The organism is Bifidobacterium choloepi (assembly GCF_010667615.1).
GTDB classification, from domain to species: domain Bacteria; phylum Actinomycetota; class Actinomycetes; order Actinomycetales; family Bifidobacteriaceae; genus Bifidobacterium; species Bifidobacterium choloepi.
The window spans coordinates 715,212-737,085 of sequence record NZ_VYSG01000001.1 but is presented as its reverse complement, the minus strand read 5'-3'; the positions used below and the strand labels follow the sequence as shown (position 1 = coordinate 737,085).

General features: G+C 59.7%; 12 protein-coding genes. 9 read left to right on the top strand and 3 right to left on the bottom strand.

Annotated elements, in window-relative coordinates:
- Nucleotides 1-151 precede the first annotated feature (151 nt).
- The gene (locus tag F6S87_RS02960; protein ID WP_163227143.1) at nucleotides 152-1,258 is read right to left on the bottom strand and encodes a uroporphyrinogen decarboxylase family protein; all 1,107 of its coding nucleotides are present in this window, start codon (nucleotides 1,256-1,258) and stop codon (nucleotides 152-154) included.
- A gap of 316 nt (nucleotides 1,259-1,574) precedes the next feature.
- Between F6S87_RS02960 and F6S87_RS08830 the strand changes: the two genes are divergently transcribed.
- The 6 genes from F6S87_RS08830 (at nucleotide 1,575) to F6S87_RS02935 (ending at nucleotide 12,825) form a co-directional block, all read left to right on the top strand.
- Entirely contained in the window at nucleotides 1,575-1,709 is a 135-nt protein-coding gene (locus F6S87_RS08830) for a hypothetical protein (protein WP_269202064.1), read from the top strand.
- Nucleotides 1,710-1,814: 105 nt separating this feature from the next.
- Nucleotides 1,815-5,072, top strand: a complete 3,258-nt coding sequence (locus F6S87_RS02955) for a helicase-related protein (protein ID WP_163227142.1) — start codon at nucleotides 1,815-1,817, stop codon at nucleotides 5,070-5,072.
- A gap of 6 nt (nucleotides 5,073-5,078) precedes the next feature.
- Nucleotides 5,079-5,852: a DUF4391 domain-containing protein gene (locus tag F6S87_RS02950; protein WP_163227141.1), complete on the top strand. Its 774-nt coding sequence runs from the start codon at nucleotides 5,079-5,081 to the stop codon at nucleotides 5,850-5,852.
- Nucleotides 5,845-7,725, top strand: coding sequence for a site-specific DNA-methyltransferase (locus F6S87_RS02945; protein WP_163227140.1), 1,881 nt, complete (start codon nucleotides 5,845-5,847; stop codon nucleotides 7,723-7,725). The genes F6S87_RS02950 and F6S87_RS02945 overlap by 8 nt, the downstream gene beginning before the upstream one ends.
- Nucleotide 7,726: 1 nt before the next feature.
- Nucleotides 7,727-10,756, top strand: a complete 3,030-nt coding sequence (locus tag F6S87_RS02940; protein WP_163227139.1) for a restriction endonuclease — start codon at nucleotides 7,727-7,729, stop codon at nucleotides 10,754-10,756.
- Between the two features lie 155 nt (nucleotides 10,757-10,911).
- The gene (locus tag F6S87_RS02935) at nucleotides 10,912-12,825 is read left to right on the top strand and encodes a glycoside hydrolase family 2 protein (RefSeq protein ID WP_163227138.1); all 1,914 of its coding nucleotides are present in this window, start codon (nucleotides 10,912-10,914) and stop codon (nucleotides 12,823-12,825) included.
- A 202-nt stretch (nucleotides 12,826-13,027) separates the two neighbouring features.
- Here the strand turns inward: F6S87_RS02935 and F6S87_RS02930 are convergent, their stop codons facing one another.
- Both F6S87_RS02930 and F6S87_RS02925 read right to left on the bottom strand, forming a co-directional pair.
- Nucleotides 13,028-14,515 carry an MFS transporter gene (locus tag F6S87_RS02930; protein WP_163227137.1) on the bottom strand — a complete coding sequence of 496 codons (1,488 nt, stop codon included), beginning with the start codon at nucleotides 14,513-14,515 and terminating at the stop codon, nucleotides 13,028-13,030.
- Between the two features lie 181 nt (nucleotides 14,516-14,696).
- Complete coding sequence (locus F6S87_RS02925) at nucleotides 14,697-16,592, bottom strand: glycoside hydrolase family 2 protein (RefSeq protein WP_231129312.1); 1,896 nt, start codon at nucleotides 16,590-16,592, stop codon at nucleotides 14,697-14,699.
- A 778-nt stretch (nucleotides 16,593-17,370) separates the two neighbouring features.
- Between F6S87_RS02925 and lysS the strand changes: the two genes are divergently transcribed.
- The 3 genes from lysS (at nucleotide 17,371) to menA (ending at nucleotide 21,866) form a co-directional block, all read left to right on the top strand.
- Nucleotides 17,371-19,080, top strand: coding sequence for a lysine--tRNA ligase (gene lysS, locus F6S87_RS02920; RefSeq protein WP_163227136.1), 1,710 nt, complete (start codon nucleotides 17,371-17,373; stop codon nucleotides 19,078-19,080).
- Between the two features lie 245 nt (nucleotides 19,081-19,325).
- The gene (locus tag F6S87_RS02915) at nucleotides 19,326-20,750 is read left to right on the top strand and encodes a DUF4064 domain-containing protein (protein ID WP_163227135.1); all 1,425 of its coding nucleotides are present in this window, start codon (nucleotides 19,326-19,328) and stop codon (nucleotides 20,748-20,750) included.
- Nucleotides 20,751-20,915: 165 nt separating this feature from the next.
- Nucleotides 20,916-21,866 carry a 1,4-dihydroxy-2-naphthoate octaprenyltransferase gene (gene menA, locus F6S87_RS02910; protein ID WP_163227134.1) on the top strand — a complete coding sequence of 317 codons (951 nt, stop codon included), beginning with the start codon at nucleotides 20,916-20,918 and terminating at the stop codon, nucleotides 21,864-21,866.
- The last annotated feature ends 8 nt before the right edge of the window (nucleotides 21,867-21,874 follow it).

Here is a 21,874-nt window from a genome sequence, read left to right as displayed (position 1 = left end):
CAGAACTTGAATCCGGGCCGCCTTCCGCGTGCTCTCCGCTCTGCATCGCTCAGTTTTCTTCAAGGAGGTTTTATATTCTGTTTCTCCATACGCATATGGCCCGGCCTTTTCAGGCCGGGCCATTCTCTCGAGCAAATGAATCATGTAAAAATCAGTCGGCATTGGTGAATTCGGCGTCCCCGGAAACGGTCAGATTACTCAATACTGCGAAGGCCTCGTCAAGCGCCGGCGTCGGGACCGTGCAGCTCGGCGCGAGCAGGAACGGCTTGCCGGCGCGCTTGGCGAGCGTTTCGGCGACCTGACGGCGGACAAGCTCGACGGCATCGTCGCCGCCGTGGGCGACGGCACCCGGCGCGCCGAACTCCGAGAAATTCGCGCCGGCGACCGGCACGACGTGGCCGAACTCGTGATCGGCACCGGGATTGCCGGCCGCGAACTGGTCCCACTGCAGGACATCGACGCCGTCGATGTCGAACCACTCCGGATGGGAGTTCGACCGGCAGGTGTGCAGCAGGACGACGGCGTCCGGGTTCGCTTCCTTGATGGCGTTGAGGACGATCTGGTCGTAAGGCTGCGAATACTCGGCGTACTTCGCGGCGTCGAAATAGTCGTCGGAGACGGTGCCGGTGACGGCGTAAAAAATGCCGTCGAGTCCGGCGCCGCCGTCCTCGATCGGCCGGACAAGATTGGCGGCGTAGTCGGCGAGCGTGGCCGCGATGTTGTCGAGAGCGAGCTTCGCGGCTTCCGGCTGCTCGAACAGGAACGATTCGACCGTGACGCCGTCGGCCGGATCGGAGAACTCGTCGCCCGGATAGAGCGGCAGGTCGGCGATCTGCAGCAGCACCGACAGCGGGGAGAACACCGTCTGGATGACGCCGCGGTCCGGCAGGTCGTTGCGAATGAGCGACGCCGCCTCGGTTGCCTCGATGAGCGGGGCGCTCTTCGCGACGTCGAGCTTGCCGATCTTCCCGATATCGACCGGCGACTCGATGATCGACTTGACTTTCTTCGGGATGACGTAGCCGCCATAGTCGTTCTCGTCGTAGACGTTGCCCCACGCCTCCGAGTAGTAGACGGCGCGCGGGTTGATCTTCACCCAGTCCCAGTCCCAGCGCCTGACGAAGTCGACATAGGCGCTCGAGAACTCCCCGGCGCCGTACTCGTGGCCGACCAGATGCTGCCACGCCGACGTCAGGTACGGCACGCCGGCCGTACCGTTGGCGATGTTCCTGAACTCTTCCCTGCGATTGATGGTCATTTTTTACTCCGTTACATGGTATGAATTTTTGTTATGGCGTGATAGTTATTTTCTTGATAAAGGATTTTTATTTATTAGTAGCGCTAGTCTTCATTGCTCGTTATCCCATGTTTCGTGTGGGATAAGTAGCTTAACCTCGCGTCGATGTCAGTAACTGTAACGGTAAAAAGATTGCAGAATCAAATGAAAAAACGGCGTGTCTCTAGAGTAAAAAATTATGATCGCTTATTATCGCCGGAGGAATTGCCGGACGTGGCGGGAAAGTGCGGATAACCAAAAATGTCACAATCCCGGGATCCGGTCCCGGGATTGTGACATGAACCATGAAAAAGTTCGTCGCAAGCAGGACGACCTGAACGAAGCCATCGACTTCATTCACTGGAAGGAGGGCTTCTACGCCGACGTCCTGGCCGGCCGAACCGTCTACTACTCCAACCTCGTCGGTGAGTGACTCCGGCATGAGAAGGCGTTCTTCGGGAAAGCCTATCTCTCTTAATGTCGCATCTCCCCGCGAAGCTCACATCGGTTCCCCAGAATATCCGTAGAATAAGGAGCCATGAAGCTTCTCGACAATGTTGGGCCCGCGAAGCTGGGCGATGCTCTGGGAAATGCGATAGACCGTGACGCGAAGATGTCGGTGATCGCATCCTACTTCACGATTTTCGCGTACGGACGCATGCGCGAGGAACTGCAGGACGTCGAGGAATTGAACTTCATCTTCAGCGAGCCCACCTTCGTCAAGCGCATGGCCGATGCCAAGGAACCAAAGGAATTCGCACTCTTGCAGCATGAACGCGAACGTGGCGTCGGCGGCGTCGACTTGGAATTGACGCTGCGCAACAACCTGAGTCAGCGTGCCTTGGCGCATGAGTGTGCCCAGTGGTTGCGCTCGCATGCTCGCTTCAAGTCGGTAAAGACGGCGAATCAGCTGCAGACGGGCTCGACCTACGTGATCGAGAATGGCGATTCATCCATGCAGGCCTTCATGGGGCCGAACAACCCGTTTACCCTGGAAGGCCTCGGCTATGAACGTCGTCCCGACGTCATTTCCGCAATCAGCCATCTCGAGACTACGGCCGAGGCACAGCCCTATCGTAATATGTTCAGTCAGTTCTGGCAGAATCCGGATCTCCTCGAGGACGTGACGAGTCAGGTCATCGAACAGGTGGAAACACTCTACCGAGAGAACGCACCGGAATTCGTGTACTTCCTCACGTTGTTCCACATCTTCCGCGACTTCATCGACGAGGAAGAATCGGACCCCATCAAGCCCGGCCTGAACTTTCAAGACACCGTCGTGTGGAATAGGCTGTATGACTTCCAGAAGGACGGCGTCGTCGGAGCCATCCGCAAGCTGGAAAAATACAAGGGCTGCATCATCGCTGACAGCGTGGGTCTTGGCAAGACGTTCGAGGCGCTCGCCATTATCAAGTACTACGAGCTGCGCAATGATCGTGTGCTGGTGCTGGCTCCGAAGCGCCTGCGGGACAACTGGACCATGTATCGCGGCAATGACACCCGCAATATTCTGGCCGACGATCGTTTCAATTACGACGTGCTTAACCACACCGATCTGTCACAGCACCGTGGCATGAGTGGCGACATCAATCTCGAGACGTTGAACTGGGCTAACTATGACCTCGTCGTTATTGACGAGTCCCACAACTTCCGCAATCGTCCCACCGACACCACCACGGAGTCGCGGTACGACCGCCTGCTCAACGACATCGTCAAGTCCGGCGTCCGGACGAAGGTACTGATGCTTTCCGCCACGCCTGTGAACAACCGACTGCTTGACCTGCGCAACCAGCTCGACATCATCACCGAGGACGATGATGCCTATCTGGCCCAGTCAGACGGCATCCCCAGCATCAACTACGTGACGAAAACAGCACAGCAACGGTTCAAGGAATGGAGCGAACTACCCGACGTGGAGCGCACTACCCAGTCGTTCGTCGAGTCGCTCAACAGCGACTATTTCAAGCTGCTGGACATCTTCACGATCGCGCGTGGCCGAAAGCACATCGCCAAGTACTACGCCTCCAACGGTGACAACCAGTTCCCGGAGCGGTTGAAGCCGATCTCGAAGCACCCCTCCATCGACACGGAAGGCCAGTTGCCGCCAATCGCTGACCTGAACGATCTCATCGCGCAACTGCGCTTTTCCCAGTTCCAGCTGCTGGGTTATGTGATGCCGGACAGGCAGGCGAAGTACGTTGAACAGTACGGTGATTCCTGGGGCACGAATTTCCAGGCCCAGAAGAATCGCACCCAGGCCATCGCCGGCCTGATGCGCGTGAATCTGTTGAAGCGTCTGGAGAGCAGCATTTCCAGTTTCCGCCTGTCGCTGGAGCGCATTCTTGCAGGAGCGCGCACATTGGACGAACAGCTGGACAAAGTGCAGCGCGGCCCACTCGCGCCGTTCTCCGACGCCGAACTGGCTTCGTCTTTCGACGAGGACGACGACGCCGAGGAATTTCAGGCCGCCGGCAAGGTGAATGTGGATCTGCGCGACATCGACGCTGTCAAGGTGCGCGACGAGCTCGGCGGCGACATCGACATTCTCGAACGGCTGCTGGGCTACGCCAGCGAAGTCACTCCGGAACGTGACAAGAAACTGGCCGAACTGTGCGACTTCATGCAGGAGAAGATCGAGCACACGCCCTACAACGACGGGAACCGGAAAATTCTCGTGTTCAGCGCCTTCGCGGACACGGCCCGATATCTCTATGACACGTTGTCCGGCCTGTTGAAGGCCGATTTCGGCGTGGAAAGCGCATTGGTGACCGGCGCCGGCGGCGCCCAGTCGACACTGAAGATGAAGCGGACCACGTTCGAGGAAGTGCTGGCGCGCTTCTCGCCGCATTCGAAGGAACTGCCGGACGACAAGCGCTCGCAGGGCGAGATCGACGTTGTCTTCGCCACCGACTGCATCAGTGAGGGCCAGAACCTACAGGACTGCGATTGCCTGATCAACTACGACATTCACTGGAATCCCGTACGCATCATCCAGCGCTTTGGCCGCATCGACCGTCTCGGTTCCATCAACAAACGTATCCAGTTGGTCGACTTCTGGCCGGACATGGACTTGGACGAATACATCCAGCTTGAGGGACGTGTCAGGAACCGCATGGTATTGCTCGATTCTTCCGCCACTGGCGACGAAAACGTACTCGAGGGCAAGCGCAACGACGAAATGAACGACCTGCAATATCGCAAGCGTCAGTTGCAGCAGTTGCAGCATGAGGTGCTCGACCTCGAGGACATCGCCGGCAACATCTCCATCACCGACTTCGCGCTTGATGATTTCCGCGTCGAATTGAAGCGTTACGTCGAATCACATCCGGGAGAACTCGACGAAGCGCCGATGGGGATGCACGCCGTCGCGCCCATTCCGGATGCGTTGCGCGACGAACTCGAGCCGGGTGTGATCTTCTGTCTGCGACAGAACGATGAATCGAAAGGCTCTCGCGAATCGAATCCGACGTTCCCCTATTGCGTTGTCTATGTCAGTGACAAGGGCAACGTCAAGACTACGCATGCCCATCCCAAGATGGCTCTCGACTATATGCGCGCCGTCTGCGCAGGACAGACCGAACCCATAAGGGAACTGTGCGACCGGTTCAACCGTGTCACGCACGACGGCGAAGACATGAGTCACTATTCGAAGTTGCTGGATGCAGTAGTCAAGAGCATTAACGGCACGGAGGAAAAGGGTGGCATCGACAGCCTGTTCGATCTCGGAGCACCATTGACGACCGGCGTTGCTGGTTTTGACGACTACTCGCTTGTGTCGTTCGTCGTATTGAGGTGACGATTCATGACGATTGCATGGAATAATTATCTTGAACTACCGGAGACGGCGTTGGATGGCAGGCGCATTCCCAAGACGGCAATCGTGGCGCATGCCGCCCTGTCGAAAAAGCAACAGAAAACGCTCGGGAACCTCCGGGAACTGCACAGCTTTGCCACGCTGGCCAAGTCCAATACCGGCATCCCGGCCCATGTCGACGAAGACCATGACATTCAGGCCGTGCTTTATTTATCCTGTCTGCTGAACTCGTGGCAGCGGACAAATGACATTGTGACGATCCTGCATCGTACGTTCCCGAATCCGACTGTCCTGCTAATCGAGGTGGATGAACCCGGCAACCGGAGCATGGTGTCGGTCGGTCTCAAGCGCAAGAGCTTGGCCGAAGAGAGTGCTGTTGTGCTCGAACGCGTGGAGACGATCGAGTTGCCGCGTTCCTCTAGCGAGGATGCCATGCCGTTCTGGCAGACATTCCGGTATCCTCAGTTATCGCAACACGACCTGCTCGACTTTGTCACCGCCATGCAGGACGCCGTGCTGTTTGCCGATGCGCGATCATTTCTTGGATTCATACCGCAGTCGGACGGGATACAGCGTGCTGTCATGCGGCAGGAACTCCTGCAGTTCAAGCGACTGGATAGGGAAATCGTCGACCTGCAGTCCAGACGCCGGAACAAGGACCTGTCTATTGGCGAGTCAGCCGAGATTCGCGTGCTCGAAGCGAGTAAAAAAGAAGAAGCGCAAATTCTAGTGGACCATATCAAGGAGCTATGCCATGACTGAGGAACCGACTAGGCTGTCGTTGGAATCGGCCGACATCGTGCGGGAGAACATCGAGAAGCTTGGGCAACTATTTCCGGAGATTATCGAGGACGGCCACATCGATTTCGACAAGCTGCGCGAGATCCTCGGCGACGAGGTCGACGACGGGCCGGAACGCTATGCGTTTACGTGGCCTGGCAAGCATGACGCCATCCGGCAGTCGCAGACACCGTCGACGGCTACGTTGCGTCCGCAGAAGGACAAGAGCGTCAACTGGGACACGACGAAGAACCTCTATATCGAAGGCGACAACCTCGAAGTATTGAAGTTGCTGCAGCGCTCATACCATGGCAAGGTCAAGATGATCTACATCGACCCGCCGTACAACACGGGCCACGACTTCGTTTACAATGACAAGTTCGGTGACCCGATCGAGAACTACAAGCGGCAGACCGGTCAGGAAAGTAAAGCACATCCCGAAACGGATGGCCGGTTCCATTCTGCTTGGTGTAGCATGATGTATCCTCGACTCCGACTAGCGCGAGAACTACTAAGCGATGATGGTGTTATCTTTATCAGCATTGATGACGGTGAACAAACCAACCTTCGGAAATTGCTTGACGATATCTTTGGGCCGTCGAATTTCATCGCTTGCTTTATTTGGCGCAAAGTAGATAGTCCAAATGATAACCACGTTTCAGTTACGTCCGATCATGAATATGTACTTGCGTATTGCAAAGATGCAAGAAATGTTGATTTGATGCAACGGGACGCTCCTGAAATAGTCAATGCATATAAAGGCCCTGATGAAAATGGTCGATTTTGGCGCGATAGATTATTGCGAAAGAATGGGAAAAATAGTTTGAGGTCAGATAGACCCACCATGTTCTACCCTCTTACAGCTCCAGACGGTACTGAAGTATGGCCCATTAGGGAAGATGGAAAAGAGGGGTGCTGGGCTGCTGGATTGGAAAGCGTCCGTCGTCTGCAAGAAGCAGATGAACTTGTTTGGGAGCAGAGAAACGGTAAATGGATTCCTTATACTCGTGAATATGCGAAAGATAATCCCACGAAACCTTGGATGACCATATGGAACGACCTCCCTGCAATGAGGCAAACGAAAGCCGAGATGAAGGAACTGTTTGGGACAACCAATATTTTCGACACGCCTAAGCCGACTGAACTCATTGTTAGATGCGCTAAGTTGTGCGGAGTAGCGGGAAACGACGTAACATTGGATTTCTTTTCTGGTTCTGCTTCGTCGGCTGATGCCATGATGCAATTGAATACAGAAGATGGCGGAAGACGACGCTTCATTATGGTGCAGCTCCCCGAAGCGTGTTCCGATCAGTCTGAAGCCGCGAAGGATGGATATGGGACCATCTGTGAACTTGGCGAGGAACGCATTCGCCGCGCCGGCCAAAAGATCAAGAACGAGATCGAGGAAGCCAATCGCCAACCGTCGCTTGATGGTGACGTGAAGACGGTGCCCGACATCGGGTTCCGCGTGTTGACACTGGATTCCTCGAATTTGGAGGCTCCTGAGTCATCCGACGAAATCCTACTGATCGACGACATGGTGAAAGAAGGACGCTCGAACGAGGACCTCCTGTTCGAAGTCATGCTCAAGTGGGGCCTCGACCTGTCGCTGCCCATCGAGACGCTGGATATTGACGGCTACACTTGCTGGTCAGTGGCCAGAGGCGAATTGATCTGCTGTATGGACAAGGGGCTAACGGTCTCCGTGCTGGAGCATATCGCCACATTGGAAGACCGGCCGCGGCGCGTGCTGATGCTCGATTCCGTGTTGGACGATAACCTAAAGCTGAACGCCGAAGCCATTTTTAGCCGTAGTTCGGGTGATGGCGAGGCCATCGAACTGAGGACGGTATGACATGGCGTTGAAATTTCAGTACTCCGGCAACCAGCAGTACCAGCTGGACGCGGTAAATGCCGTTGCCGATTTGTTCGAAGACCAACAATTCCATGCATCTCGTTTCACAGCTGGTATTACCGAAGGCTGGATGAAAGGTGTAGATGAAGAAGAATCGGGAATGCGCATCGGCTTCGCCAATGACCTGCGTGTATCCGAGAAGATCCTTACCGACCATCTTCATGCCGTGCAGGAACGCGGCTGCCTGCCTAAAACCAAGGTTATGACCGACGGTCGTCTGCGTGACTTCACCGTCGAGATGGAAACGGGCACGGGCAAGACCTACGTGTATATCCGCACGATCTACGAGCTCAACAAACGCTACGGCTTGACGAAATTCGTCATCGTTGTGCCATCTGTCGCCATCCGTGAGGGTGTGAAAAAATCCTTCGAAACGATGAAGGATCACTTCAATATGCTCTATGACGGCGTACCATTGGACTTCTTCGTATACGATTCCGGCAACATGAGTACCGTAGACAATTTTGCTATACGCTCCTCAGTCGAAGTGATGGTTATCAACATCGGCGCGTTCAACAAGGCTTTCGACAAGAACGGTGACGATGACAAGTCGAACTTGTTCCATCGCAGGAGTGAAAAGCTGTCCGGCGGTCATTCTCCCCAGGAACTGATCGCCGAATGCAAGCCGATCGTCATCATCGACGAGCCGCAGAGTGTCGACAATACTCCCAAGGCCAAGAAGGCGATCAGGAGTCTCAATCCGCTGTATGTGCTGCGTTACTCGGCCACGCACAAGGAACGCTACAACATGGTGTACCGGCTGACGCCGGTCGACGCATTTCAGGAGCACCTGGTCAAGGGCATTTGCGTGGACTCGGTGCTGTCCGAGGAAAACCTCAACGGTGCCTTTATCCGTCTCGATTCGGTGAGCCGTGATCCGTTCCGCGCGAAGGTGACGCTGGACGTCAAGCAGAAGGACGGCGGCCAGAAGCGCAAGAGCATTCAGGTCAAGGTCGGCCAGGACCTGTACGAACGAAGCGGCGACAACGTCGACTACGAGGCCGGATGGATTGTCAGCAACATAGACACGACTTCCGGGATGGAATCGATTGAATTCCAGAATGGAGAATATCTGGAAGTTGGCGAGGCGAAAGGTGACGTGGAGGAAACGCTCGTCAAGCGTGCCCAGATTCGCCGTACTATCGAGGACCATCTCGAGGCTCAGCTGTCGCTTGAACCACGCGGCATCAAGGTACTATCGCTGTTCTTCATCGACAAGGTCGCCAAGTATCGCGACTATGAGGACGACGCTATCGTCGACGGCGAATATGCCCGCATGTTCGACGAGGAATACCGCGATCTCGTTACGAGCGCCAAGTGGAAGCGGCGGTTCGAGAAAGCTGGTATTGCTCTGATCGAGGATCCGAAGAGGGTTCGCACCGGCTACTTCTCCGAGGACAAGAAGCATCGCTTGAAGGACACCAGCGGCACGACGGCAGCCGATACCGACACGTTCCAGCTCATCATGCGCGAGAAGGAAACCCTGATCTCGCTCCCTGACGGCAAGGACAAGAACAAGGATTACTCGTTCATCTTCAGTCACTCCGCCCTGAAGGAGGGCTGGGACAATCCGAACGTCTTCCAGATCTGCACGCTCGTGGAGACCAAGGACACGATGACGAAGCGTCAGAAGATCGGCCGTGGCCTGCGCCTGTGCGTGAACCAGCATGGCCAGCGATGCTTCGATCCGGAAGTCAACACGCTGACGGTCGTGGCCAACGAATCCTACAGTGACTTCGCCAAGGGGCTGCAGTCCGAGTTCGAACAGGCTGGATTCAAGTTCGGCGTCCTCACGCCCGAATCGTTCACCAATCTGTATCTGGTGGACGAGCATGGCGAGACAACCGAACAGCTGCTCGGCTTCGACAAGTCGAAGGCACTGTACGACGACTTCAAGAAGCGCGAACTCATCACTGAGAAAGGCGAGATCACTCCCGAACTGAAAGAGAAGACGGAGGAAGGAGACCTCGAACTTCCCGAAGAGTTCGAGCCGATGCGCGACCAGATCGAGCAGGTGATCATCCACAAGGCGGCCAAGATCCAGATCAAGAACAAGGCCGAGGAAGTGGACGTCAAGGTCAACGATGAGGCGCTGGAAAGCCGTGCGTTCCAGGAACTGTGGGACCGCATCCGTCCCCGTACCAAGTTCGAACTGAATGTCGACAGCGAGATGCTCATCCGGCAGTCGATCGAGAACATCCAGAACATGGAGAAGATTCGTCCGGTCGAGATCCACAGCTACCGGTCCACGCTCGACATCGACGATGCTGGCATCTCGACCAGCGACTCCCGAATGTCTGTTGTCACCACGCCGGAAAAATCCCAATACGTGCTGCCTGATCCGATCAAGGAATTGCAGGACGTTGTCGGACTGACGAGGCACACGCTCAAGCGCATTCTGGAAGACTGCGGACGACTCGACGAGTTCGCGATCGATCCGGTCACGTTCCTCACGCAGGTGACAGCGTGCATCAAGAAAGCCAAGCGCGTGGTGCTGCCGCGGGGAATCGTATATACCAAGCTTCCCGAAGACGAATGGTATACGCCCGATATCCTGTGGTCGCAGGACATGAAAGGATACCGGGGGCAGAACGCATTTCCTCCTAGCAACCTGGAAAAGTGGCTCTACGACTACGTGGTGTACGACTCGGTAACCGTCGAACAACCGTTTGCACAGCAGCTTGACCGTGCCGACAACATCTTGTTCTGTACGAAACTGCCCGACAGCTTCACTGTCGACACACCATTCGGCTCCTATAACCCCGACTGGGCATATGTCGAGGAGAAGGACGGCGAGAAGCGGTTGTACTTTGTCGTCGAGACGAAGGGTGGCAAGAACGGCGTGGTCGCCACTCGTCCCGAGGAGCAATCCAAGATCGACTGCGCCCGGGCCCACTTCAAGGTGCTCGAACAGGACCATGCTGACCTCGAATATGAAGTGAGGACGCAGTACGACAAGGTGATGCAGTAAGTGTCAATCCTGTCTGTCGTGTCACAAACCCGGGCTTGCAGCCCGGGTTTGTGACGTCTTTGCCGTTTCCTTCCCATTTCCCGCCGCGGGAGAAACATATATATAAGGTGCACAATGGCAACAGCAAGACACACCTCATCGTGGAAGAAGTTGCCATGACCACTACGCAAGCGGCAGCCGCGCCGACGATTCCTCCGGAGATCGCCGAGCGGCTCAAGTATCCGAATCCCCAGTGCGTGCGCACGAACTGGGTCAATCTTGACGGCCAGTGGGATTTCCATATCCCGCCGGCCTCGGCGACGCTGCCGGAGCATCCCGGCAACAACGCTCTCGACACCGATCCGGCGACGCTCGCGGCCGCCGATTCCGTCGAGTTTCCGGAATTCGACCGCACGATCACCGTGCCGTACAGCTACACGTTCCCGAAGTCCGGCGTCAGCGAGGACGCCTACCATCCGGTCGTCTGGTACCGCCGGTCGTTCGGTCTCGCCGTCCGGCCTGGCAAGCGCTACCTGTTGCATTTCGAGGCCGTCGACTACGCCTGCGATGTCTGGATCAACGGCCACCACGTCGGCTCGCACCGCGGCGGCATGACGCCGTTCGCCTTCGACGTCACGCCGTACCTGACTGCGTCAGCCAGCGGCGCTGTCAACGCTTCGGACGATTCTTCCGCCAAGTCGTCCAACGAGATCGTCGTCAAGGTCGTCGACTTCAACCGTCCCGACCAGCCGCTCGGCAAGCAGTCGTGGAAGGACACGAACTTCGCCTGCTGGTACACGAGGACGATCGGCATCTGGCAAAGCGTGTGGATCGAGGAAGCCGGCGAGACATATCTCGAATCGTTCACGATGACGCCGCACGCAAGCGACTACCGACTGTCGGTCGACGCAGCGATCAACAATCTCAAGCCGGCGCAGCTCCGCTACACGGTGACGTTCCACGGCCAGCCGGTGACGTCCGGCAGCGTGATGTGCACCGGCGGCCGGGCACGATTCGACATCCCGATGATGGACCTGAGCTCGCCGACCGGCGTGTGGATGTGGAGTCCCGACATGCCGTTCCTCTATGACGTGACGTTCGACGTCGTCGTCGACGGCGAGACGACTGATAGCGTCTCGAGCTACTTTGGCATGCGCGACATCTCCGTCGACAATGGCCTGGTCTTCCTCAACGACCAGAAGACGTACCTGAAACTCGTGCTCAACCAGGGCTACTATCCCGACGGCGGCATGACCGGCACGCCGGACGAGTTCGCCGCCGACATCGCCACGCTCAAGGCGATGGGCTTCAACGGCAACCGCATCCACCAGAAAATCGAGGACCACCGGATGCTGTACCTGTGCGACGCGCTCGGCTTCCTCGCGACGGCCGAGTTCCCGAGCGGCTACGAATTCGGGCCCGCGCTTGTCGACAATATCCAGCGCGAGCTGCCGGCGTACTTCGCCAAGCACGTCAACCATCCGTCCGTGTTCGCCTATGTCCTGATGAACGAATCGTGGGGCACGATGGACATCGTGCATTCGAAGCAGCAGCAGGACTTCGTGGACTCCCTGTACTGGCAGGCGCGCGCCTACGATCCGTCGCGACTGGCCATCGGCAACGACGGCTTCGAGCAGGTCAAGACCGACCTGTGCACTATCCATGACTACAACGACAATGCCGCCAGCCTGACCGCCATATATAAGGGACACGAGCAGGACGTCAAGGACGGCGCGCCATCGCCGATGTCGGGCCGCCGCTCGTTCTGCCCCGGCTACAGCCACCAGGACGTGCCGTTCCTGATGACCGAATACGGCGGCGTCGCCTACGAACCCAACGGCCAGCGCGCCGACTCGTGGGGCTACGGTCCGCGCATGGCCTCCGGCGACCAGGTCCTCGCCGAGATCAAGGCACTCACCGAAGCCGTCATGACCATCGACTACTGCGTCGGCTTCTGCTACACGCAGGCCACCGACGTCGAGCAGGAAGTCAACGGCCTGATGAATCACAACCACCAGCCGAAGTTCACCCCCGCCCAGATCCACTCGATCATGGACGCAAGTCACTCGGTTGGCTACGTGACCGACTGAATATACGACACCAATAATCCCCTGGAAGGGGATCGCTGAGCGCGACAGCGCGAAGCGAGGGGTCGACTTGCGGAACGCAACTGATTACGTTTCGTAAGTCGATCCCTCGGCTCGTCTTCGCCTCGCCGATCCCCTTCCAGGGGATTAGTACTTTTCTGTTTCGTGACATCAAGAAGAAGGAAGGATCGTGCGAATCGTTCGACTATTCGTCGAGTATGCCTTCCTGGATGTCCTTCGGATCCGACGGGATGTCGTCCGACGAGGTTTCGTAGCCAGCGGCGCCGCGCTGGATCAGGATCTGCTGACACTTCTTGAAGACATCCTCCGTGTAGTCGAACTTCCACAGCACGAGCAGCTTGAGCAGTGCGCCGAGGGCCGGCAGGATGGAGATGATGATGAACAGGCCCTTGAGCGTCTCCGGCGTCTGCGTGGCGTTCGGCTGGTAGCCGAGGAACGTCAGCAGCAGGCCGGTCGTCGCGCCGCCGATCGCGATCGCGAGCTTGCTCGAGAACGTCTGGCCACCGAAGACTACAGCCTCGGCGCGGTAGCCGGTCTTGACCTGGCTATATTCGATCGTCTCGGCGAGCATGGCGGACAGGATCGGGTTGCTCATGCTGTACAGGCACCACGTGATGGCGATGAACACGAACGTCAGCGCCGTGTTTGCGTAGCCAACGAAGAAGAAGATGACACGGAATATGATCTCGGCGACGAATAGCACGCGCACGATGGAAATCTTCTTGTACCGTCGCGTCAGCACCGGGATCAGGAAGTAGGTCAGCGCGCTGAACGTGCCGATCAGGCCGAAGCCGGTCATGAGGTCCGCGTCACCCATGTTGTAGGTGAAGAAGTAGACCATCATGTTGTTGACCATTTCCATGAAGAACTTCAGGAAGAACACGCCGAGGATCATCAGCATGTACTTGTTGGCCTTCGCGGCCTGGAACACCTGGCCGAACGTCAGCTTTTCGCCCTTGGCGGCCGCCGAGACGCGCTCCTTCGTGAACTTGTAGCCGAACTCCATGATGATGAAGCCGGCGAGCATCATGATGGCGACGGCGATCAGGTAGCTCTGCGACGGCGTGTGGCTCTTCTCGAACTGGGCGAGCATGACCGGCATCATGATGCTGGCCATGCCGATGCCGGCGGACACGCCGATATTGGCGATGGTCACCAGGTCGGTACGAGTCTGGCGGTTGCGGGACATGACGGTCGACATCGACCAGAACGGAATGTCGGAGAACGCATAGCAAGTTCCCCACAGGATGTAGGTGGCGCCGCAGAACACGATCTTGCCGGTCAGCGAGATGCCCGGGTTGATGAAGCAGCAGATCGTCGCGACGACGACGAAGATCGGCGCGATCTTCATCCAGCGACGGAACTTGCCGCTCTTCCTCGGCGCGCGGGAGTCCATGAAGCCGGACACCAGCGGGTCGAAGATCGCGTCCCACAGTCGGGCGATCAGGAAGATGGCGCTCGCGATCGCCGACGAGATGCCGACAACGTCGGTGTAGTAGATCAGGATGAAGCTGCCGATGATGCCGTAGCTGAAGCACTGGCCGAAGCCGTAGCAGAAGTACGCCGCGTACTCCTTCACCGTCACCTTGTCGTTCTTGTTGCTCTGGTCGTTGCTCACGTCGCCGCTGGCGGACGGAGCAGGCAACGACGTCGTTGTCGTTGAACTGGTCATGATTCTGTTCTTTTCTGGGTTGGGTTTGGAAAAATGGAACGATTCGCCCGTCATCGGGGCGAGCTCGCGCCCGCGTGCTGGCAAGCCGGCACGTTCGTGATGATGGAAGAGGGGATGTCCGGTCCACTAGCCGGCGCCGACGCAGCCTTGGGAAGGCTCCGGCTAGCGGGAAGCGTCCGGGTCAGACCTTGACGTAGCCGTAGGTCTGACCCGACAACATGATCTTGCGGATCTCCTGCGGGTCGAACTTGTAGTCGTGGGCGTGGTCGAGCAGGCCGTTGACTTCCTGCTCGACGTCGGTCGTCTGCGTGTAGCAGAAGCCGACGCAGTAGTCGATGTCCATGACGGCCTTCGTCAGCGCGCGAATCTGCGCGACGACCTCGTCCGGCGTGGCGATGCGGTCGCCGTAGCCCCACGAATCGGACTGGTGTCCGTCGGTCTCGTAGGCCACACCGCCGTATTCGGTGATCATCAGCGGCACGTCGAGATGCCGGTAGCCGGGGCAGCACGCCCGCCTGCCGGACATCGGCGACGGTGCGCCGTCCTTGACCTCCTGTTCGCGGCCCTCGTAGGTCTTCAGCAGGTCGTCGGCGTCGGCGTTGTAGTCGTGCAGCGTGCACACGTCGGTCATGACCTGCTCGTAGCCGTCGTTGCCGATGACGAGGCGGGAAGGATCGTAGGCCTTCGCCTGCCAGTACAGCGAGTTGACGAAGTCCTGCTGCCGCTTGCTGTGGACGATATCGAAGACGCCCCACGACTCGTTCATCAGGACGTAGGCGAAGACGGCCGGATGGTTGACGTGCTTGGCGAGGTAGGCCGGCAACTCGCGTTCGATGTTGCCGACGAGAGTCGGGCCGAACTCGTAGCCGCTCGGGAACTCCGCCCACGCGATGAAGCCGAGTGCGTCGCACAGGTAGAGCGCGCGGTGGCTCTCGAGCTTCTGGTGGATGCGGTTGCCGTTGAAGCCCATCGCCTTCATCTTCTCGATGTCGCCGGCGACTTCGGCCGCCGTGCCGGTCAGGCCGCCGTCGTGATAGTAGCCCTGGTTGAGCAGCAGCTTCATGTAGTACTTCTGGTCGTTGAGGAAGACCAGGCCGTCGTCGACGGAGATGTCGCGCATGCCGAAGTAGCTCGAGACACTGTCGACGGTCTCGCCGTCGACGACGACGTCGAAGTCGATGTCGTAGAGATCCGGCGTTTCCGGACTCCATGTGCGGATGCCGGTGTCGGCGTGCCAGTCCTGCATCGGGATGTCGAAGCGGGCGCGTCCGCCGGTGAACGAGACGGCGCCATCGGCTACCGGCTCGCCGTGGAAGGTAACGCGGTAGCGCAGCGACGCGTTCTTCAGGTCGTCGAGTTCGGCGTCGACGGACAGCTTCGAGTCGGCGACGTGCGGCGTCATGACGAAGTCGGCGAGATAGGTGGCGCCGACCTCCTCGATCCACACGCTCTGCCAGATGCCGATCGTCCTCGTGTACCAGCAGGCGAAGTTCGTGTCTTTCCACGACTGCTTGCCGAGCGGCTGGTCGGGCCTGTTGAAGTCGACGGCCTTGACGACGATCTCGTTGGAGACCGTGGCGGACGAATCGTCGCCGTCACGTGCCGCCAGGTACGGCGTGATGTCGAACATGAACGGTGTCATGCCGCCGCGGTGCGAGCCGACGTGGTGGCCGTTGATCCAGACGTCGCAGGCGTAGTCGACGGCCTCGAAATGCAGCATGTACCGCCTTGCGGGCCGCGGATCGAGCGCGAACCCGCGCCGGTACCAGACAACGGGATGATAGGCCGGCTCCTTCACGCCGGACTTCGGGAACGTGTAGCTATACGGGACGGTGATCGTGCGGTCGAATTCCGGGAACTCGACGGAATTGACGGCCGCGAGCGTCGCCGGGTCGTCGAACAGCGCGTTGTTGCCGGCGCCGTCGGGAACGGGGGAGGAGGATGGCGGAAGATAGAACTCCCATTCGCCGTCGAGGTCGACCCAGTTCGTGCGGATGCACTGGGGATTCGGGTACCGCAGCCGGTCCTCGATCTCCTTGCTCAACTTCGGCATGGATGCCGCTTCTGTGGTGGTCATTGCAACTTCTTCGTTGATGGTGGTTGGTGTGCTTCATTGCATCTACCGCTCCGGACGGCCTCGGGAGCATCATCGTCGAAGCTGCTGTGGCGACAGTGTTTCCGCCCGGTCCGGGACGGTGCCATTCATGGCATTGCGGCGTTGCAAAACGGTGGTAAAAGGCCTCTTTGTAAGGGCGCTTTACCAAAATGGCGCCATCATTGTGGAGCTGTCGAAAATCCAAGTCAAACTGTACAGCGTGTTGCGTTGTGTTTACTTGATGCCGTTCGGTTGGGTATCCCGACGAAGGGGGTGTTACGAATTTTCCGCTGAATGCTGGCCGGAAAAAATGATAACGATTATTGGGCGAGAATCGTTCTATTTTTTCCGATCGACGACGATTCGGCCGATCTGTAACAGTTGCGGGCCGGAAATCGTTACGGATATTCCGATGGGAGGAGAACGGAAGAATTTGTAACGTTTGGCGGCCGGGAATCGTTACGAATTTTCCGACGGGCGGCCGCTGGAATTGTTTGTAACGATTTGAGGGCGGGAATCGTTACGAATTTTCCGATGGGCGGCGGCTGGAATTGTTCGTAACGATTCCTGGGCGAGAATCGTTACAAATTTTCCGATGGGCGACGACCGGAATAATTCATAACGATTCCGGGGCGAGAATCGTTACAAATTTTCCGGCGAGCGGCGAACGGGACGATTCGTAACGTCTGGCGGAACGGGAAATGGTCGCATGAATCGTTCCTGTCCGGTTGGTAGTGGCGCGGCGATACACTGTGAACTTATGGACGAGACCCGAGAATCCCAGATTGAAGAGAATCTGAACAACGAAGAGACCGAGGCCGTGGAAGAAGACACGGCCACGTTCATGAATACGATGAGCACCGTCGAGCACGCCGAAATGCTGCTGCAGCAGGACGCGGCGATTGCGCAGAAGATCAACGACGACGCGACGCTCGACGAGGCCGTGGACCCGAGCAACGGCGAGTTCGGCCCGCTCGGCCACCCCGAGCAGGTGCAGATGCGCGTCGCCAAGCGCGCGATGATGCTGCGCGACGGCGTCAATCCCTATCCGGTGACGCTCGACGTGACCGACACCATCGAGAACGTCCGCAAGCGCTACGAAGACGCCGACGGCAACCTGACGCTGGAACCGGGCGCCGAGACGGAAGACGAGGTCGGCATCGCCGGCCGCGTGCTGTTCATCCGCAACGCCGGCGGCCTGTGCTTCGTGCAGCTGTCGGCCGGCGACGGCACGAAGATCCAGGGCATGATCTCGAAGAAGGTCGTCGGCGCCGACTCGCTCAAGCAGTTCAAGCAGCTCGTCGACCTCGGCGACCACCTGTTCCTGCACGGCAAGATCGTCGCGTCGAAGACCGGCGAGCTGTCCGTCTTCGCCAACGACTGGAAGATCGCCTCGAAGGCGCTGCAGCCGCTGCCGGCGCTGCACAAGGAACTCAACGAGGACACCCGCACCCGCAAGCCGTACATCGGCATGATCGCCGACGAGCGCATCCGCAACATGGTGCGCAACCGCTCGAAGGCCGTCTCCAGCCTGCGCCACACGTTCGAGGCGCACGACTTCATGGAAGTCGAGACGCCGATGCTGCAGACCGTCCACGGCGGCGCCGCGGCCCGCCCGTTCACGACGCACATGAACGCGTTCGACCTTGACCTGTACCTGCGCATCGCGCCGGAACTGTTCCTCAAGCGCTGCCTCGTCGGCGGCATCGACCGCGTCTTCGAGATCAACCGCGACTTCCGCAACGAGGGCGTCGACGCCACGCACGCCCCGGAGTTCACGATGGTCGAGGCCTACCAGGCGTACGGCAACTACGACACGATCGCCGCGCTCACCAAGGAACTCGTCCAGAAGACGGCGATGGATGTCTTCGGCACGACGAAGGTCACGCTGCTCGACGGCACCGAGTACGAACTCGGCGGCGAATGGAAGACGATGAGCATGTACGGCTCGCTGTCCGAAGCCCTCGGCGAGGAGATCACGCCGGAAACGTCGGTCGAGCACCTCGGCGCCATCGCCGACAGGCTCGGCGTCGAGCGCGACGACGTCGAGAACCACGGCAAGCTCGTCGAGCACCTGTGGGAGCACTTCTACGAGGACAAGCTCTACGAGCCGACGTTCGTGCGCGACTTCCCGGTCGAGACGTCGCCGCTCGTCAAGGCGCACCGCTCCATTCCGGGCGTCGTCGAGAAGTGGGACCTGTACGTGCGCGGCTTCGAGCTCGCCACCGGCTACTCGGAGCTCAACGATCCGGTCGTCCAGCGCGAACGCTTCGTCGCGCAGGCCAAGGACGCGCTCGCCGGCGACGAGGAAGCCTGCGACATCGACGAGGACTTCCTCGAGGCGCTCGGCGTCGGCATGCCGCCGGCCGGCGGCATGGGCATGGGCATCGACCGCCTGCTGATCGCGCTGACCGGCGCCACGATCCGCGAGACGATCACGTTCCCGCTGGTCAAGCCGCTCGTCGGCTGATTTTGTGCCGATCTCTTCCTGTTGATGTCACGGACCCGAGCCTCGAGCTCGGGTCTTGTGATATTCGGGCTCGCTTCCTGACAATTTGCTGTGAATCGTTCCATTTTTCGCCGAAATCGTTGTTTTTCAGCTCTTTCCCAGCCGAAAACCACTATCGTTGCTTGTAACGCAAGAGGGAACCGCCGACGTCGCCAGGCGCGACCGGCGGAAAACTTGGAACGATTCGTACTTCAGGAGGAGGGGCCATGGATCAGGACAGCAAGAACGATCCCACCCGCAATGCCGGACCCGATGGCGAGAACGAAGTCGTCGAGGAGACCGAAACGGTGACCGAGACGGTGACCAGTGACGAGGCCGCCGGCGACACCGCCGAGCCCGTCGTGCCGACCGGCGACTTCGAGAACCAGACCGAGATCGAGCCGGTGACGGTGCCGCAGGCCGGTGCCGGCGCACAGCAGCCGATGCAGGGCGATGCCGCGAGCGGCACCGCCGACGCGTCGACCCAGCAGCCGGTGCAGGGCGCACCGGCCGCGCAGGCCCAGACCGCGCAGGCCCCGCAGGCCGCGCCGATGCAGGGCGGCCAGGACGGCCAGCGCTACGCGCAGCCGATGCAGGGCGGCCAGCCGGCCGGCGCGCCGGGCATGACGCCGCCGAACGCCACGGGACGCAAGGGCCGCGGAAATTTTCAAGGTGGCCAGCGTAGCGTCACCGTTGCCGGACAGGAGTTCGACTACGGCGCGCTGATTACGATCATCGGCGCGATCGTTGGCCTGATCGGCATCTTCGTCCCGTTCATCCAGGCCACGCTGACGACCGGTGGCACGTCGATCTTCGGCTACTCGACCGGCGGCACCACGCAGTCCGCGTCGGCGAGCCTGATGACGCTCGAAACCGGCATCGCGTGGGTCATCCTGATCGGCCTCGTCGCCGTTTCGGTGCTCTCCGTCATCAAGCAGAACGTCTCGGCGCTGACCGTCACGATCATGCTCGACTTCCTGATGATCTACACCGTCGCCGAACTCGGCGCCAAGTACATGCTGAGCGGCTCGTCGACCGGATCGTCGACCTCGTCGTCGCTCACCGGCTACACGTACACCTACTCGTTCTCGGCCGGCGCATGGCTGATCATCATCGCCGCGATCCTGCTGCTCATCGGCACGATCGTCGCCGAGTACAACGAGGTCCAGTCGAAGAAGGCGCCCGCCGCGCCGGTCAATCCGAACCAGGTCGGCTTCCAGTACAACGCCGCGATGTACACGAACGCGCCGCAGCCGGCCACGACGCCGGTCACGCCGCAGCAGTACGCCGACAACATCGGCTTCCAGTACTCGAACGGCCAGTACCTGCCGAACGACTACGCTCCGGAAGCCGCCGCCACCGAGCGTCGCGAGGAGCGGATCGAGGGCTATGCGCCGCAGCCGGTCCAGCAGGGTACCGCCGCGCAGCAGCCGCAGCAGGCCGCCGGTCAGGGCTACGTCCAGAACACCGGCGCCTACGCGCAGCCGGCCGCCCAGCAGCAGCCGGCCGCCCAGCCGGTCGCCGAGGAAGAAGTGACCGCCGAGGCCATCGTCGTCGAGCCGACGAACCCCGAGCAGCCGCAGTACGCCGCGACCGATCCGGACGCCCCGGCCAACCGCCCGTCCTCCGACGGCTCCGAAGAGCACGAGTGAGTTCCGGCACTCCGGTCGGTACTCCCAATACCCGATAAGACGTCACGAACCCGAGCTTTCGGCCCGGGTTTGTGACGTCTTTTGGGTTGTTCTGGCAGTCCGCTGGCGGGTGACGATCCGGCGGCTACAATCGGCAGCGTGAATCTTCGTCAATATTTGTCCGGCATGCGACTGCGGACGCTGCCGCTCGGCGTGGCGCCGGTCGTCATCGGCGCGTCGCTCGCGCACGCCCGCGCCGTCTACGGGCCGTCGGCCGGCGTCGGCCTCGCCGACCTCGCCCCCTCCGCCGTCCGCCTGCATGCCGAGGGCCGTTTCTGGGCCATTGCCGCGCTGTGCCTCGCCGTCGCCGTCTTCCTGCAGATCGCCGCGAATTTTGCCAACGACTACAGCGACGGCATTCGCGGCACCGACACCGACAGGGAATCCCGGGCTGCGGCCTACCCGCGGCTCGTCGCGTCCGGCGTCAGCCCGCGAGCGGTGCTGGCGGCGGCGGCCGGCAACGCCGCGATCGCTTGCCTCGCCGGCGTCGGCGTGGCGGCCGTCAGCGGACACTGGTGGCTGCTGCTGGTCGGCGCCTGCTGCGTGGCGGCCGGCTGGTTCTACGTCGGAGGCCGGCATCCGTACGGATATCACGGGTTCGGCGAGCTTGCCGTGTTCGTGTTCTTCGGCCTCGTCGCCGTGCTCGGCACCGTCTATGCGCTGACCGGCACGACGATGTTCATCGACTGGTATTTCGCGGCGACTGTCGGCTTCATTGCCGTCGCCGTGCTCTCGGTGAACAACCTGCGCGACTGCGAGGCCGACGAGGCGGCCGGCAAGAGGACGGGGATGGTCATGCTCGGCGAGGATCGCGGCAGGATCTGCCTCGAATTGCTGCTCGGCCTCGTCATCGTCCTCGTGCTGCTGCCGTGGTGCAACCTCGCCGTCGCCGGCTTCACGGAAATCTTCGGCTCGGTCGTGTGGTTCATGCTGTCGCTATTGGGCACGATTCTCACGATAGAGCTGCTCGTCCGCGCCATAGTCGCCGTGCATCACAAGGAGTGGAGGCGGGCGCTGCCGACGGCGTCGTTCAGCGCGTTGGCATTGGCGCTGTCAATCGTCTTCTTGGCCCTGTAGACTGTTGG

Coding starts and splice junctions, on each gene's coding strand:
- F6S87_RS02960 (WP_163227143.1), bottom strand. CDS start 1,258: ATGACCATCAATCGCAGGGAAGAGTTCAGGAACATCGCCAACGGTACG.
- F6S87_RS08830 (WP_269202064.1), top strand. CDS start 1,575: ATGAACCATGAAAAAGTTCGTCGCAAGCAGGACGACCTGAACGAAGCC.
- F6S87_RS02955 (WP_163227142.1), top strand. CDS start 1,815: ATGAAGCTTCTCGACAATGTTGGGCCCGCGAAGCTGGGCGATGCTCTG.
- F6S87_RS02950 (WP_163227141.1), top strand. CDS start 5,079: ATGACGATTGCATGGAATAATTATCTTGAACTACCGGAGACGGCGTTG.
- F6S87_RS02945 (WP_163227140.1), top strand. CDS start 5,845: ATGACTGAGGAACCGACTAGGCTGTCGTTGGAATCGGCCGACATCGTG.
- F6S87_RS02940 (WP_163227139.1), top strand. CDS start 7,727: ATGGCGTTGAAATTTCAGTACTCCGGCAACCAGCAGTACCAGCTGGAC.
- F6S87_RS02935 (WP_163227138.1), top strand. CDS start 10,912: ATGACCACTACGCAAGCGGCAGCCGCGCCGACGATTCCTCCGGAGATC.
- F6S87_RS02930 (WP_163227137.1), bottom strand. CDS start 14,515: ATGACCAGTTCAACGACAACGACGTCGTTGCCTGCTCCGTCCGCCAGC.
- F6S87_RS02925 (WP_231129312.1), bottom strand. CDS start 16,592: ATGACCACCACAGAAGCGGCATCCATGCCGAAGTTGAGCAAGGAGATC.
- lysS (WP_163227136.1), top strand. CDS start 17,371: ATGGACGAGACCCGAGAATCCCAGATTGAAGAGAATCTGAACAACGAA.
- F6S87_RS02915 (WP_163227135.1), top strand. CDS start 19,326: ATGGATCAGGACAGCAAGAACGATCCCACCCGCAATGCCGGACCCGAT.
- menA (WP_163227134.1), top strand. CDS start 20,916: ATGCGACTGCGGACGCTGCCGCTCGGCGTGGCGCCGGTCGTCATCGGC.